The sequence below is a fragment of the Amycolatopsis sp. SB7-3 genome (assembly GCF_041021335.1).
Taxonomy (GTDB): domain Bacteria; phylum Actinomycetota; class Actinomycetes; order Mycobacteriales; family Pseudonocardiaceae; genus Amycolatopsis; species Amycolatopsis japonica.
Genome location: NZ_JBFPJQ010000006.1, coordinates 366,957 through 381,827, shown reverse-complemented (window position 1 = coordinate 381,827; position 14,871 = coordinate 366,957). Strand labels below are relative to the sequence as shown.

The 14,871-nt window shown below is 69.8% G+C and carries 12 protein-coding genes; 3 read left to right on the top strand and 9 right to left on the bottom strand.

Annotated features, from left to right (window positions below; translation table 11 throughout):
• Positions 1-12: 12 nt before the first annotated feature.
• Together AB8M46_RS34540 and AB8M46_RS34535 are read right to left on the bottom strand one after the other, a co-directional pair.
• Entirely contained in the window at positions 13-843 is an 831-nt protein-coding gene (locus AB8M46_RS34540) for a hypothetical protein (RefSeq protein WP_394362916.1), read from the bottom strand.
• Positions 840-1,127, bottom strand: a complete 288-nt coding sequence (locus AB8M46_RS34535; protein WP_005164726.1) for a hypothetical protein — start codon at positions 1,125-1,127, stop codon at positions 840-842. The genes AB8M46_RS34540 and AB8M46_RS34535 overlap by 4 nt, the downstream gene beginning before the upstream one ends.
• Before the next feature lie 264 nt (positions 1,128-1,391).
• Here AB8M46_RS34535 and edd point away from each other — a divergent pair, with 264 nt between their 5' ends.
• The gene (gene edd / locus AB8M46_RS34530; protein ID WP_394362915.1) at positions 1,392-3,281 is read left to right on the top strand and encodes a phosphogluconate dehydratase; all 1,890 of its coding nucleotides are present in this window, start codon (positions 1,392-1,394) and stop codon (positions 3,279-3,281) included.
• The gene (gene eda, locus AB8M46_RS34525; RefSeq protein ID WP_016332712.1) at positions 3,278-3,898 is read left to right on the top strand and encodes a bifunctional 4-hydroxy-2-oxoglutarate aldolase/2-dehydro-3-deoxy-phosphogluconate aldolase; all 621 of its coding nucleotides are present in this window, start codon (positions 3,278-3,280) and stop codon (positions 3,896-3,898) included. Before edd ends, eda begins: the two co-directional genes overlap by 4 nt.
• 45 nt (positions 3,899-3,943) lie before the next feature.
• Here eda and AB8M46_RS34520 read toward each other — a convergent pair whose 3' ends face one another.
• The 7 genes from AB8M46_RS34520 to AB8M46_RS34490 form a co-directional block, all read right to left on the bottom strand.
• A complete protein-coding gene (locus AB8M46_RS34520) occupies positions 3,944-4,381 on the bottom strand; it encodes a GNAT family N-acetyltransferase (protein WP_378422460.1) in 438 nt (145 codons plus the stop codon).
• An 89-nt stretch (positions 4,382-4,470) separates the two neighbouring features.
• Positions 4,471-4,911, bottom strand: coding sequence for a DUF1801 domain-containing protein (locus AB8M46_RS34515; RefSeq protein ID WP_350596205.1), 441 nt, complete (start codon positions 4,909-4,911; stop codon positions 4,471-4,473).
• A 50-nt stretch (positions 4,912-4,961) separates the two neighbouring features.
• A complete protein-coding gene (locus AB8M46_RS34510; RefSeq protein WP_394362914.1) occupies positions 4,962-5,585 on the bottom strand; it encodes a glyoxalase in 624 nt (207 codons plus the stop codon).
• A gap of 416 nt (positions 5,586-6,001) precedes the next feature.
• Complete coding sequence (locus tag AB8M46_RS34505; RefSeq protein WP_125737904.1) at positions 6,002-6,529, bottom strand: regulatory protein RecX; 528 nt, start codon at positions 6,527-6,529, stop codon at positions 6,002-6,004.
• 79 nt (positions 6,530-6,608) lie between these two features.
• On the bottom strand, positions 6,609-7,649 hold the full coding sequence (gene recA, locus AB8M46_RS34500; RefSeq protein ID WP_005164741.1) for a recombinase RecA: 1,041 nt from the start codon (positions 7,647-7,649) through the stop codon (positions 6,609-6,611).
• A gap of 207 nt (positions 7,650-7,856) precedes the next feature.
• Entirely contained in the window at positions 7,857-8,051 is a 195-nt protein-coding gene (locus AB8M46_RS34495) for a DUF3046 domain-containing protein (RefSeq protein ID WP_016332706.1), read from the bottom strand.
• 98 nt (positions 8,052-8,149) lie between these two features.
• Entirely contained in the window at positions 8,150-10,060 is a 1,911-nt protein-coding gene (locus tag AB8M46_RS34490; RefSeq protein WP_394362913.1) for an Hsp70 family protein, read from the bottom strand.
• 173 nt (positions 10,061-10,233) lie between these two features.
• On the opposite strand from AB8M46_RS34490, the gene AB8M46_RS34485 reads away from it, so the two are divergent.
• On the top strand, positions 10,234-14,856 hold the full coding sequence (locus tag AB8M46_RS34485; protein WP_394362952.1) for an ATP-dependent helicase: 4,623 nt from the start codon (positions 10,234-10,236) through the stop codon (positions 14,854-14,856).
• The last annotated feature ends 15 nt before the right edge of the window (positions 14,857-14,871 follow it).

Genomic DNA, 14,871 nt, shown 5'->3' with positions numbered 1-14,871 from the left:
ATTCCCGCGCCGCTAGTTGATGAACCGCAGATCCGAAATCGCACCGCTCGCCACGAGCATCACGTAGAGGTCGGTCAGCACGAGCGTGCCGAGCGTCGTCCACGCCAGCGCCATGTGGCGGGTGTTGAGTTTCGTCACCTGGGTCCAGATCCAGTAGCGGACCGGATGTTTGGAGAAGTGCTTGAGCCTGCCGCCGGTCACGTGACGGCACGAGTGGCACGACAACGTGTACGCCCACAACAGGATCACGTTGCCGAGCAGCACGATGTTGCCGAGCCCGAAACCGAATCCGCCGGTCTTGCCGTGGAAGGCGGTGATCGCGTCGTAGGTGTTGACCAGCGAGACGACCACGGCCACGTAGAAGAAGTAGCGGTGGGCGTTCTGGATGATCAGCGGCAGCCGGGTCTCCCCGGTGTACTTCGCGTGCGGTTCGGCGACCGCGCAGGCGGGCGGCGAGAACCAGACGGCCCGGTAGTAGGCCTTGCGGTAGTAGTAGCAGGTCAGCCGGAAGCCCAGCAGGAACGGCAGGACCAGGAAGCCGAGCGGGATGAAGCCCGGCAGTTCGCCGAACCAGGCCCCGAAATGCCGGGAGCCTTCGACGCAGGACTCCGAGACGCACGGCGAATAGAACGGCGTCAGGTAGTGGTACTCGGGCACCCAGTACGCGGTGCGCACGAAGGACCTGATCGTCGCGTAGATGATGAAGGCGGAGAGGCCGAGGACGGTCAGCAGCGGGGACAGCCACCATCGGTCGGTGCGCAGCGTTTTTTCGGCGATCCGGGCCCGCGACGGCGCGCGGACCCCCGTACCCCGTCCGGCTCCCTGGCCGGCGGGGGCGCTCACCGCTGGTCGCGCTTGTAGCCGCCGACGCCTTCGTCATCGGCGCCGTGCCACAGCGCCGGGTCATAGGGCGTATCGGGAACTTGGACCCGATCGGCGGCCTTCGCCTGCGCGGGCACCGCGTTCGGGGTCGTGTCGAGGTCGGTCGCGTCGATGTCGAGCCGCTCGACGTCGTTCGCCAGGCGCCGTACCGCCGAGGCGTCGCCGTATCGGGACCGCAGCGCGCCGACGCACTGCCTCAGCTGACCGATGGCTCGCCGAAGCTCGGCGATCTCTGTGGTGGACATCGGTACCTCCCGATGGTCGGTTCGGTTGGCCGCTTGAGCCTTCGAGGGCAAGCGATTCCTCGCCATCCCGACTCTGCCGCGCGTTGTGCAATGTGACAAGTAGCACAGTAGAACCTAGGGGCGTGACGCAGGTCACGCGAGTCGATCTTCTGTATCGATTTTGATTCGGGCTTTCCCCTGAGCTACTGTGGCCACTGTCACGACCCAGCGACGTCAGCGTTGCCGTCCCGCGGACCACCACGACCAGTGATCCGGAGCCGGACAATGAGCACCGCCCCGAACGTCCACCCCATCATCGCCGAAGTCACCGAACGCGTCGCCGCCCGCAGCGCCGAAACCCGCGCCGCGTATCTCGAGCGCGTCGCCGCCGCCCACGAGGAAGGGCCGGTGCGGCGCGGCCTCGACTGCAGCAACCTCGCCCACGGCTTCGCCGCGATGGAAGGTGTCGACAAAGCGGCACTGCGCGCCGCGCGGGCGCCGGGAGTCGCGATCGTCTCGTCCTACAACGACATGCTTTCGGCGCACCAGCCGATGCAGGAGTACCCCGCGCTGCTGAAGGGGTCGGTCCGCCAGGCGGGCGGCGTCGCCCAGTTCGCCGGTGGTGTACCCGCGATGTGCGACGGCGTCACCCAGGGCCGCCCGGGGATGGAGCTGTCGCTGTTCAGCCGCGAGGTGATCGCGATGTCGACCGCGATCGCGCTGTCCCACGACATGTTCGACGCGGCACTGCTGCTCGGCGTCTGCGACAAGATCGTGCCCGGCCTGCTGATCGGGGCGCTGTCGTTCGGGCATCTCCCGGCGATCCTGGTGCCCGCCGGGCCGATGAACTCGGGCCTGCCGAACAAGGAGAAGGCGCGCGTGCGCCAGCTCTACGCCGAGGGCAAGGCGACCCGCGAAGACCTCCTGGACGCCGAAGCGGCTTCGTACCACTCGGCGGGCACGTGCACCTTCTACGGCACCGCCAACTCGAACCAGATGGTCGTCGAGGTGATGGGCCTGCACCTGCCGGGCGCCAGCTTCGTGCAGCCGAACTCGCCACTGCGGCGGGTGCTCACCGAAGAGGCCGGGCGTCGCGTCGTGAAGCTCTCGCGCGGCGAGGAGTACACGCCGGTCTCGCGCGTGATCGACGAGAAGGCCGTCGTCAACGGCGTCATCGCGCTGCTCGCCACCGGCGGTTCGACCAACCACACGATGCACCTCGTCGCGATCGCCGCCGCCGCGGGCATCCAGCTGACCTGGGACGACTTCTCCGATCTGTCGTCGGTGATCCCGCTGCTGGCCCGCGTGTACCCGAACGGCAGCGCGGACATCAACCACTTCCACGCCGCCGGGGGCATCCAGTTCCTGGTCGGCACGCTGCTCGACGCGGGTCTGCTGCACGAGGACGTCCAGACCGTCGCCGGACCGGGCCTGCACCGCTACCGGCAGGAGCCGATCCTTTCCGAAGGCGAGCTGGTCTGGCGCGACGTCCCGACACGCAGCCTCGACGAGGACGTCTTGCGCCCCGCGTGGCGGCCGTTCGCCGCCGACGGCGGCCTGCGGATGGTCGCGGGCAACCTCGGCCGCGCGGTGATCAAGGTGTCCGCGGTGGCACCGGAACACCGGATCGTGCAGGCCCCGGCGCGGGTGTTCACCGACCAGAAGTCCTTCAAGGACGCTTTCGAGGCCGGCGAGCTGGACCGCGACGTCGTCGTGGTCATCCGGCAGCAGGGCCCTCAGGCCAACGGCATGCCGGAACTGCACGGGCTCACCCCGGCGCTGGGGGTGCTGATGGACCGCGGGCACCAGGTGGCGTTGCTCACCGACGGCCGGATGTCGGGCGCGTCCGGCAAGATCCCCGCGGCGATCCAGGTGACCCCGGAAGCCGCCGCGGGCGGCCCGATCGCGCGGATCGCCGACGGCGACGTCGTCCGCCTGGACGCCAGGGCCGGGACGCTCGACGTCCTCGTGGGTGACGAAGAACTCGCCCGTCGTGAACTGGTGGACTCCCCGCCTTCGGAGGCATCCTGGACCGGCACCGGCCGGGAGCTGTTCGCGGCGCTGCGCCGCGCGGTCGGCCCCGCCGATCAGGGCACGAGCGTGTTCGGACCGCTCACGCCGGAACACTTCGGCGCTCCGGCGCACACGTTGACCCCTGTGGAGGTAACCCAGTGACCACCGGCGCCGACCTGCTCGGCCTGTCCCCCGTGATGCCCGTCGTCGTACTCGACGACGCCGCCGACGCCGTGCCCACCGCGCGGGCCCTGCTCGCGGGCGGGATCGGCGTGATCGAGCTGACCCTGCGCACCCCGGCGGCACTCGCCTCCATCGAGCGGATCGCCGCGGAGGTCCCGGAGATCGTCATCGGCGCCGGGACCGTCACGGCGCCCGAACACGCCAAGCAAGCGGCCGACGCCGGCGCGAAGTTCCTGGTGACCCCCGGCTGCACGGACGCCGTGCTGGACGCCGCGTTCGACACCGGCCTGCCGTTCCTGCCGGGCGCGAGCACGGTTTCGGAGGCGATGCGGCTGGCCGAACGCGGGCTGACCGCGCTGAAGTTCTTCCCCGCCGAGGCCAGTGGCGGCGTGGCGTACCTGAAGTCGATCGGCGGGCCGCTGCCCGGGCTGAAGTTCTGCCCGACCGGCGGGATCACCGTGAAGACCGCACCGGACTATCTCGCGCTGTCCAATGTGGGCTGCATCGGCGGTTCCTGGCTGACGCCGAAGGATGCCTTGGCCGCCAAGGACTTCGGGAAGATCGAGGCGTTCGCGGCGGAGGCTTCGAAGCTCTGATCCGTGTTGTGAAGGCCACCTTCGCGAAGGTGGCCTTCACTGCTTTCAGAGCGGGAGCTGGTACTGGATGAAGCCCCGGTTGACCGCGACCCGGTCGTACAGACGGCGGGCGGTCGCGTTGGATTCCTTGGTGTGCCAGTAGACCCTGCCGCACTCGCGGGTGCGGGCCCAGTCCGCGACGGCCTCGATCAGCGCCCGCGCGACCCCTTTGCCGCGGGCTTCCGGCGCGGTGAACAGATCCTGCAGGTAACAGACGTCGGTGAGCGCGGAAGTGCTGGGGTGCACCAGGAAATGCACGATCCCGACGAGCTCGCCGCCCACGTGGGCACCGAGCGCGTGCATCCGCTCCCCCGTTCGGAACTCGCGCCAAGCCCGGTCGTAGACCTCTTGCGGCGCAACACGTTCGTAGAAGGCGATGTACGCGCGGAACAGGCCTTCCCAGGCTTCGCGGTCTTCAGGCTTCAAGGGCTCGATGGTGATCATGTTCGTCCTCCCAGTGATCACCCGAGCCTAGGGTTTCCCCGCCGTTCCGCGTGTGGCCACTCACGCGGTAAAGCGGGTTGCCACTCCCGTCAGCTGACGGCTTGCTTCACCAGGCTGGCGATGCGCTGCTCCACGTCGGGCGTGACTCCCGTCAGCGCGAAGGCGGTCGCCCACATCGCACCATCGTCCAGCTGAGCCGCGTCGTTGAAGCCGAGCGTCGCGTAGCGGGTCTTGAACTTGGCCGCGGGCTGGAAGAAGCAGACGAGCTTGCCGTCCAGCGCGTAGGCGGGCTGGCCGTACCAGAGTTTCGGCGCGAGCATCGGGGCGTTCGCCTTCACGACGGTGTGGACCAGCTCCGCCAGCGCCCGGTCCTCATCGGACATCTCGGCGATCTTCGCGATCACGTCCTGCTCCGCGGCCGCCGCTTTGTCGGCGGCCGAGCTGCGACGCGCCGCCTTCTTCATGTCCTGGGCGTGTTCCTTCATCGCGGCCTTCTCTTCGGCCGAGAATCCTTCGTAGGTCGTGGTCATGGCGTTTTCTCCAAGGTAGGCGGCGAGCGGGGGCATCCGGAAGTGGCACATCAGGACTGGGCGGCGAGCGCCGAGGTCTCCCAGGCGAAGCCGTCCGGGTCGGTGAACGGGGCGGCGCCACAGATCGCGATACGGTGCGAGCCGGTGCCCTCCGGGGCGACGCCGGCGTCCTTGGCCAGTGCCTTGCGCTTGTACAGCGCCAGCTTCACCGGGCTCGAGCCGGCTTCGAACTCGACGTACACGCGACCGAAGCTCTTCCCGACGGTGAGACCGTGCTCGACGTAGAACTTCTTGCTCGCGGCCACATCGGCGACGCCCAGCAGCAGCACGATGGCGTCGATCTCGCGGGTGGCAGGCGCGGTGTTCTTCTTCGCCGAGGTGGCGATCTTCCAGATCGCGCCGTCCGGGGCCTGGACGGTTCCGCCGTAACCCCACATCGACTTCGTGGCGGGCTTGATCACGGTCGCCCCGGCGGCGACGGCCGCGTCGATGAGCGCGTCCGCGTTTGCGGGCTGGGAAACCGTGAGGGAAAGGGTGTAGCCGCGGAAGCCGGTGGAGGGCTCCTGCGACGCCCGGAAGCGAAGCTCGGAGCCGAGCCCGAAGGCGGTGGTGTAGAAGCGTTCGGCGGCCTCGGTGTCGGCCACTTCGAGGGTGATGGCGTCGATGAAGTTCATGCCGGTAACGCTATTTCGCGGCGGGCTTCCGGCGCTTCTCGATTCCTGATCGGTCGTATCGGCACTGTTCAGAGGCCTGGCTTGCGCGGTGATCTGGGTTGAAGTTCGACGGTGGTGCTTCGAGCGCGTTCGTGACGCGGCGCCGCACTCGCGTGGTTGAGGCCGGAACTCGCGTGATCAGAGGCGGAACACCGAGTGCGGCACCCAATCACGCAAGTCACGTGCCTGATCACGCGAGTCACGACCACCGTGCGCCCAGGCGGCACTTTCGCGTGATTGAACGGACGGCGCGTGTGATCACGCGGACGACACACGTGATTGGACGGACGACACGCGCGTAACCGCCGGGAACGCAAAACACCGGCCGCGCGGGCAAGTGTGCCCGTACGGCCGGTGAGTGGCTGTGGTGCGGAAGCTCAGTCGAGGGTGGCGTCGTCCAGCAGTGCCGATTCGGCGCCGAACTCGCGGAGTTCGTCGCGGATCACGGTGTAGGCCAGCCCTTGGGGATAGCCCTTGCGGGCGAGGAAGCCCAGCAGGCGGCGGATCGCCGTCTGCTCGTCGACGTTGCCCAAGGAGCGCATGCGCTTCCGTACCAGCTCTCGGGCGCGCTGCTCCTCTGCCTCTCGGTCCACCTCTTCGGCGGCCTGGACGGCGATATCCCCATCGATTCCTTTGCGTTTGAGTTCGGCTACGAGGGCGGTCCGTGCCAGGCCCATGTTGGCATGGCGGGAACGCACCCACATCTCGGCGAACTCGGCGTCGTTGATGAGCCCTGCCTGGTCCAGCTTACCGAGCAGGGTCTCCGTCGTCTCCTCGTCGAAGCCCTTGCGCTTGAGGGCCTGACGCAGTTCCTCCGTGGAACGCGGGCGCGCGGCCAGGAGATCGAAGCAGATCTCCTTGGCCTTCTTCCTCCGCTCGTCCGGCGGCAGCTCCGCCGGATCCACTTTGGGCGCACGCATTCAGCTCTCACTCCAGTCGAAACGGTCGATCGGCGACTTCACCCCGGTTGCGGGGCTCCGGAACTCAGAAGTCGACCGGCGCGGGGGCGGCTTCGGCGTCGACGGCGGCACCGATGCCGAGCTTCTCCTTGATGCGCTTCTCGATCTCGTTGGCGATGTCCGGGTTGTCCAGCAGGAACTTACGGGCGTTCTCCTTGCCCTGGCCCAGCTGGTCGCCCTCGTAGGTGTACCAGGCGCCGGACTTGCGCAGGATGCCCTGGTCGACACCCATGTCGATCAACGAACCCTCGCGGGAGACACCCTTGCCGTAGAGGATGTCGAACTCGGCCTGCTTGAAAGGCGGCGCGACCTTGTTCTTCACGACCTTGACGCGGGTGCGGTTGCCGACGGGCTCGCCGCCGTCCTTCAGCGTCTCGATCCGGCGGACGTCCAGGCGGACCGACGCGTAGAACTTCAGCGCCTTACCACCGGTCGTGGTCTCCGGGGAGCCGAACATGACGCCGATCTTCTCGCGCAGCTGGTTGATGAAGATCGCGGTGGTGCCGGAGTTGTTCATCGCACCGGTCATCTTCCGCAGCGCCTGGCTCATCAGCCGGGCCTGCAGACCGACGTGGTTGTCACCCATCTCGCCCTCGATCTCGGCGCGCGGCACGAGCGCGGCGACCGAGTCGATGACCAGGATGTCGAGCGCGCCGGAACGGATCAGCATGTCCGCGATCTCGAGCGCCTGCTCACCGGTGTCCGGCTGGGAGACCAGCAGCGCGTCGGTGTCGACGCCGAGCTTCTTGGCGTACTCCGGGTCCAGCGCGTGCTCCGCGTCGATGAACGCGGCGATGCCGCCGTTCTTCTGCGCGTTGGCGACCGCGTGCAGGGCGACGGTGGTCTTACCGGAGGACTCCGGACCGTAGATCTCGATGACGCGGCCGCGGGGCAGGCCGCCGATCCCGAGTGCGACGTCGAGTGCGATGGCACCGGTGGGGATGACCTCGATCGGCGCGCGGCCCTCTTCGCCGAGGCGCATGACCGAGCCCTTGCCGTACTGCTTGTCGATCTGGGCGAGGGCCAGTTCGAGCGCCTTGTCCTTGTCGGGTGCTGCTGGTGCCATGGAGTCCACCTCGTTGGTTGAGCCGGGTAGGGCTTGATTCAGTTCTGAGCTGTCGGGTCCGACGCTACGGGCGACCACCGACAATTCCAGGCCTCGCGCCCAAGCTGTGGATCGCTGACCCCGTTGTGGACAACACCATAGACGAACGTGTGTTCGAGGCCGTCTCCGACACGCCGTTGCGCTAGGGTTCTTGCCCGTTCTTCGAGGTCAGCGCCGCTCGGGCGGGATCTCGAAGGCGTCGCAGACCGCCCGCCAGACGTCTTTGGCCGAGGTTCCCGCGTCGAGGGCCTGTTCGACGGTCCGGCCCCCGAGTTCGCCGAAGACGTGATCCCTGGAGAGGGTTTCCGCACGTCCTGGACCGAATTCGTCGGCCATCAGCCGCCGGAAGACCGTGATACGCATCAAGCGGAGTCTAGCCCGGACACTAGGCGGGAAACGCGTGAAGGCCCCCTTCACGCGGCTGAGCCGAGGGAAGGGGGCCTTCACGCGCGAAAAGGGGACTATTCGCCCGGCTGGACGCTCTTCTCGAAGTAATCGGCCAGCTCACCCGGCGTCGGGGTCTGTCCTTCGGCCGGCACCTGGTAGATGAAGCCGACCAGCGGCCGGTCGGTCACGGTGAACACCAGCACGGCGGCGTTCCGCCCGGCGGCCGAGGAGTACTGGCCTTCCAGCGCGTTGCCGGCCCACTTGGCCTCGGTGCGGTCCCCGCCCGCCGACTTGAGCAGCCCGTCGGTGTAGGCCTTGAGCTTCTCCGCCGAGTCGCTCTGCAGATAGGTCACCTGGGTCCCGGCTCGGCCCGGGGCCGAGCAGGTCGACGTCACGCCGAGGTCTTCCGCCGGTTTCGCCGGCCCGTTGCCCATGCCGGGTTTGCAGTCCCCGGTGTCGGCGATCTTCCCCGCGAGCTGGCGCAGGCATCCGGTGAGGCCCTTGTCGTCGGCCGCGCCGGGCACCTTGCACTCGTCGGCCGTGTAGGTCGTCGCCGAAGAGGACGTCAGGAAGAACGTGAGCCCGGCGGCGAGCAGCACGACGACGGCCACGATGGCGCCGATGACGAGCGGCTTCTTCTTGCTCGCGGGCGCCTTCTCGGCGGTGGTCTGCCCGGTGAGGGAGTACGTCGGGAAATTCGTCGGCGCGGGCTGCTGCGCCTGCTGCGGACCGCTGTTCGGATAACCCGACTGGGGGAATCCGCCGGACTGACCGGGGCCCCCGCCCGAGTAGCCGGGGATCGACGCGACCTGCTGCGGCGGCGCGTACGGTCCCGACGCGCCGGGGCCGACCTGATGCGCTCCGGTTCCCGCCGCGACCTGCCCTTCGACACCCTGCGTCCGCGAGCTGATGCCGTCGGAAGCGACGTGCTGGGCGCCGAGCGCCACCGCGGTCTCGGGCTGGTCGAGGCTGCCGGGGACGACGCCGAGCTTCTCCGCGATCAGGCTGCCGACCAGCGGGAGACGGCTCGAACCGCCGACGAGGTAGATACCGGCGAGCCGGTCCGGGGTCATGCCCGCCGAGCGGACCACCCGCGACATCAGCTCGACACTGCGCAGCATCGACGGCCGCACCAGCGCTTCGAGTTCGCCTCGCGTGACGAGGACGTCCTCGAACGGCTCCGGCATCGGGACCTCGGTCTGCGGGTGCCGCGAAAGGGCTTCCTTCGCCGCCTTCACGTCCTCCTGCAGTGCGCGCCGCGTACGACGGTCCGGAGTGGACTCGGGCCGCAAAACCCGCTGCCAGCGCTGGGGGTCCCTGTGCGAGACCTCGCGGCCGACGTGCACCAGCAGCGCCTGGTCGACGTCGAGACCACCGAGGTCGGGAAGGCCGTCTTCGGCGACGACGGTGAAGCCGCCGTTCGGGGTCGCGCCGACGATCGCGACGTCGAAGGTGCCGGCACCGAGGTCGTACACGGCGAGCGCCTGACCCGGCGCGAGCGTCTTGCCGGGGAACGACGCGAAATGCGCGGCCGCGGCGACCGGCTCGGGGACGAGCACGATGTTGCCGCCCATCCCGGCGAGCCGGGCGGCGGACAGCAGCACGTTGCGGCGGGTCTGTCCCCACTGCGCGGGGTGGGTGAGCCGGACCTCGTCGGGCAGTTCGCCGCCGAGCTGGCGGGTGGTCTCGTCGAGGACGCGGCGCAGGATCGCGGCCAGCACCTCGGTGACCGGGATGACGTCCGTGCCCAGCAGGAGCGTCTGCTCGTCGATCCGGCGTTTGGGGTTGGGCTCGAAGCGGGTCGGGTCGAGCCGCGCACGGCGTTCGGCGTCGCGGCCGACCATGATCGTGCCGTCCTCGGTGGCGAACACCGCGGACGGCATGTTGGCCGAACCGTCGACCTCGACCACCCGCGGCGGCCTCCCGTGCGCCGATAGGACGGCCACGGTGTTGGACGTCCCGAGGTCCACCGACAGGATCCGCACAGCTCATACCCCTTCAACAGACGAACGGCGACCGCCCCAAGTACCGATCCGGCCGCGCTGGCCGTGATGCTCCCATGAGCGAGGTCACCGCACGTGCGGAACCCGCCGATCTCGTCCCGACCGGGTGCCTCGTCACAGCCCTCGGAGCGAAACTGTCGGTGGTCCGGCGCACTATGGAGGGCGTGGCAGACGTACTCGACCTCTTCTCCCCCGCGACCAGGGACTGGTTCACCGGGGCCTTCGCCGCGCCCACCCGCGCGCAGGAGGGGGCGTGGCGTGCCGCGCACGCGAAGGAACACGCGCTGGTCGTGGCCCCGACAGGCTCCGGTAAAACGCTGTCGGCCTTCCTCTGGGCACTGGACAGGCTGTCGGTCGAGCCGCCGCCGTCCGAGCCGCGGAAACGCTGCCGCGTCCTCTACGTCTCGCCGCTGAAGGCGCTGGCGGTCGACGTCCAGCGCAACCTGAGGGCACCGCTGGCGGGCATCTCACAGGCTTCGCGACGGCTGGGGCTGCCGGTGCCGGACATCGGCGTCGGCATGCGCACGGGTGACACCACGGCCGCCGAGCGGCGCTCGTTCGGCAAGACCCCGCCGGACGTGCTGGTCACCACGCCGGAGTCGCTGTTCCTCATCCTCACCTCCTCCGCCCGCGATTCGCTGCGCGGCGTGGAGACGGTGATCATCGACGAGGTCCACGCGGTCGCGGGCGGCAAACGCGGCGCGCATCTGGCCTTGTCCCTGGAACGGCTCGACGCGTTGCTGGAGAAGCCCGCCCAGCGGATCGGGCTTTCGGCGACGGTCCGGCCGATCGACGAGGTCGCCTCGTTCCTGGCCGGTGGCAGGCCGGTCACCATCGTCCAGCCGAAGCTCGCGAAGACGATCGAGGTCCGTGTCGAGGTCCCGGTCGAGGACATGTCCAATCTCGACGGTCCTCAGGGGCCGAAGCAGAACGAAGACCTCGACGCGGGCCTCGCGCGTCTACCCGGCTCGCTGGAGGACATCGACGGCGCACCGCGGCGGCCGTCGATCTGGCCCGCGGTGGAGGAGCGGGTCCTCGAACTCATCCAGGCGCACCGGTCGACCATCGTGTTCGCCAACTCGCGGCGGCTCACCGAGCGGATGACGGCCCGGCTCAACGAACTCGTGGCGGAACAGAGCGAGCTGGAGCCGGATCAGCGGTATCCGGCCGAGGCGATCGGCCAGTCCGGGCTCACCACCGGTGCGGCCCCGGTGATCGCGCGGGCGCACCACGGTTCGATGTCGCGTGAGCAGCGCACGCATGTGGAAGAGGAGCTCAAGTCCGGACGGTTGGCGTGTGTCGTGGCGACGTCCTCATTGGAACTGGGCATCGACATGGGCGCGGTCGATCTCGTCGTGCAGATCGAGGCGCCGCCGACGGTCGCTTCGGGCCTGCAGCGGGTCGGCCGGGCCGGGCACCAGGTCGGCGCGGTGTCGAGCGGGGTGATGTTCCCGAAGTTCCGTGGCGACCTCGTCTCCTGCGCGGTGGTGGCGGAGCGGATGGCGTCCGGGGCGATCGAGGCGGTCCGGTATCCGCGGAATCCGCTGGACGTGCTCGCGCAGCAGATCGTGGCGATGGTGGCGCTCGAATCGTGGACGGTCGACGAACTCGCCGCATTGGCCCGCCGCGCGGCGCCGTTCGCGTCCCTGCCGGACGACGCGTTGCTGGCCGTGCTCGACATGCTCGCCGGCCGGTACCCCAGCGAGGAGTTCGGTGAACTGCGCGCCCGGATCACCTGGGACAGGGTCAGCGGCGAACTCCACGGCCGCCCGGGTTCGCAGCGGCTGGCGGTGACCTCGGGCGGCACGATCCCCGACCGCGGGCTGTTCACCGTGATGACGCCGGGCGGCGACGACAAACCCGGGTCGCGCGTGGGCGAGCTCGACGAGGAGATGGTCTACGAGTCCCGCGTCGGCGACACGATCCTGCTCGGCACCTCCTCCTGGCGGGTCACCGACATCACCCACGACCGGGTGATCGTTGTCCCCGCGCCGGGTGAGCCCGCGCGGATGCCGTTCTGGAAGGGCGACGCCCCGGGCCGTCCGCTGGAACTGGGGCGGGCGCTGGGCGCGTTCGTCCGCGAACTGTCCACTTCGGAGCCCTCGGCGGCCAGGGAACGCGCCGCCGTCGCCGGGCTGGACGAGTACGCCTGCGACAACCTGCTGGCGTACCTGGAAGAGCAGAAGTCGGCCACCCGGCATGTGCCGAACGACAAAACCGTGCTCCTGGAACGGTTCCGCGACGAGCTGGGCGACTGGCGCGTCATCCTGCACTCGCCGTTCGGCGCGCAGGTCAACGCGCCGTGGGCGCTCGCGATCGCGGCCCGGCTGCGGGAGAACCGCGGGGTCGACGCGCAGGTGGCGCATTCCGACGACGGCATCGTGCTGCGGCTGCCCGAGGCGCTGGACATGGACGGCGCCGAGGTCACCATCGGGGTCGAAGACGTGTTGCTCGATCCGGAAGAGGTCGAGCAGCTGATCGTCGCCGAGGTCGGCGGCTCCGCACTGTTCGCCGCACGGTTCCGGGAATGCGCGGCGCGGTCGCTGCTGCTCCCCCGCCGGGATCCGCGCCGCCGCACCCCGCTGTGGCAGCAACGGCAGCGCGCGTCCCAGCTGCTTTCGGTCGCGGCCAAGTACGAGCGGTTCCCCGTGGTGCTGGAAGCGATGCGGGAAGTCCTGCAGGACGTGTACGACGTCGGCGGGCTGCGCGAACTGATGGCCGACGTCCGGTCCCGGAAGGTCAAGCTGGTCGAGGTCGAGACGCCGTCCGCGTCCCCGTTCGCGCGCAGCCTGCTCTTCGGCTACGTCGGGATGTTCCTGTACGAGACGGACGCCCCGCTCGCGGAACGGCGCGCGGCGGCGCTGGCACTGGATTCGACGCTGCTGGCCGAGCTGCTGGGCACCGAGGCGATCCGGGAACTGCTGGACGCCGAGGTCGTCGCCGAAGTGGAGCGCTCCCTGCAGCGGCTCGACCCGGACAGGCACGCCCGCAACGCCGAAGACGCCGCGGATCTGTTGCGGTTCCTCGGCGATCTCTCGATCGAGGAGGCCGCCGCGCGCGGGATCCAGCGGGAATGGCTGGAAGAGCTGGAAGCCGCGCGACGGGTGATCCGGGTGCGTATCGGCGGCGGCGAGCGGTTCATCGCGATCGAGGACGCGGGCCGGGTGCGGGACGCGCTGGGCACCGCGCTGCCGGTCGGTGTGCCGGAGGCGTTCACCGAACCGGTCGAGGATCCGGTCGGAGACCTGCTTTCCCGCTATTCGCGAAGCCGTGGCCCGTTCAGCGCCCGCCAAGCCGCCGAGCGGTTCGGGCTCGGGACGGCCGTGGTCACCGGCGTGCTGGACAGGCTGACCGCGCAGGGCAGGCTGGTCCGGGGCGAGCTGAGCCCGGTCGGGCATCCGGAGACCCACGGCGTCGGCATCGAGTTCTGCGACGCGTCGGTGCTGCGCAGGCTCCGGCGGGCGTCGCTGGCCCGGCTGCGGGCGGAGGTCGAGCCGGTCGAACCGGCGGCGTTGGGCCGGTTCCTGCCGTCGTGGCACGGTATCGGCGCGCGGGTGCGGTCGGCGCCGACGGCGGACGACGTGCTGTCCGTGGTCGAGCAACTGGCCGGGGCCCCGCTGCCGGCGAGCGCGGTCGAGTCCCTGATCCTGCCGAGCAGGCTGCCCGGCTACACCCCTTCATTGCTGGACGAGCTCACCACTGCGGGCGAGGTCACCTGGTGTGGTTGCGGTTCCCTGTCCGGCGGGGACGGCTGGCTGGCGCTCGCGCCCGCAGACGTCGCCGATCTGCTGTTGCCGGATCTCGACGACGACCTGCCCTCCGGTCCGCTCCACGAAGCCATTCTGTCCACTTTGGAGGGTGGGGCGCAGTTCTTCCGCCAGCTGGTGGATCGCGCGTCGCCGTTGGTCGAAACCCCACCCAACGACGGCGAAGTCGTGGCGGCACTGTGGGATCTCGTGTGGGCCGGGCTGGTCACCGGGGACACGCTGGGCCCGCTGCGGGCTCAGGTCTCCGGCTCCGGCGCGGCGCACAAACCACGGCGGCAGGCTCCTCGCGGCCGGTACGCGCGGCTTCGGGCCGGGCGCCCGGCGATGCCTTCGCGCACCGGGCCGCCGACGGTCGCGGGACGCTGGGCCCTGACCCCTGATCGCGAACCGGATCCGACCAGGCGCGCGCACGCGCGGACCGAGGCCTTCCTGGAGCGGCACGGCGTCCTCACCCGCGGAGCTCTCGACACCGAGCGCGTGACGGGCGGTTTTTCCGGGATCTACAAGGTTTTGCGCGGAATGGAGGATTCGGGCCAGGTCGTCCGGGGGTACGTGGTCGAAGGGCTCGGCGCGGCGCAGTTCGCGGCGAAGGGCGCCGTCGACAGGCTGCGCGCGCAATCCGGGAACCAGCGCACGACCTCCGAAGGCGCCGTCGTGCTCGCCGCCGCGGATCCGGCCCAGCCCTACGGTGCCGCGTTGCCGTGGCCCGCCGCTACCGGCGACACGAAGCACCGCCCGGCAAGGAAAGCGGGCGCGCTGGCGGTGCTCGTGGACGGTGTCCCGGCGATGTACGTCGAGCGGGGCGGCCGGTCGTTGCTGAGCTTCACCGAGGATCAGGAGACGTTGCGGTCGGCCGCGCGGGCGCTGTCCACGGCCGTGCGGGAGGGCTGGCTCGGGCAGCTCGCGGTCCAGAAGGCCGATGGCGAGGTGGCGCTCACTTCGGAGCTTTCGACCGTCCTCCAGGAGGCCGGTTTCCGGGCGACTCCCAAGGGACTGCGCCTGCGGGCCTAGAATCACCGCTCAGGC

Bases quoted from the DNA above. Each gene is read 5' to 3' on its own strand.
- edd (WP_394362915.1), top strand. From the start codon at position 1,392: ATGAGCACCGCCCCGAACGTCCACCCCATCATCGCCGAAGTCACCGAA.
- AB8M46_RS34485 (WP_394362952.1), top strand. From the start codon at position 10,234: ATGGAGGGCGTGGCAGACGTACTCGACCTCTTCTCCCCCGCGACCAGG.
- recA (WP_005164741.1), bottom strand. From the start codon at position 7,649: ATGGCACCAGCAGCACCCGACAAGGACAAGGCGCTCGAACTGGCCCTC.
- AB8M46_RS34515 (WP_350596205.1), bottom strand. From the start codon at position 4,911: ATGACCACGACCTACGAAGGATTCTCGGCCGAAGAGAAGGCCGCGATG.
- AB8M46_RS34535 (WP_005164726.1), bottom strand. From the start codon at position 1,127: ATGTCCACCACAGAGATCGCCGAGCTTCGGCGAGCCATCGGTCAGCTG.
- AB8M46_RS34520 (WP_378422460.1), bottom strand. From the start codon at position 4,381: ATGATCACCATCGAGCCCTTGAAGCCTGAAGACCGCGAAGCCTGGGAA.
- AB8M46_RS34495 (WP_016332706.1), bottom strand. From the start codon at position 8,051: ATGCGTATCACGGTCTTCCGGCGGCTGATGGCCGACGAATTCGGTCCA.
- AB8M46_RS34510 (WP_394362914.1), bottom strand. From the start codon at position 5,585: ATGAACTTCATCGACGCCATCACCCTCGAAGTGGCCGACACCGAGGCC.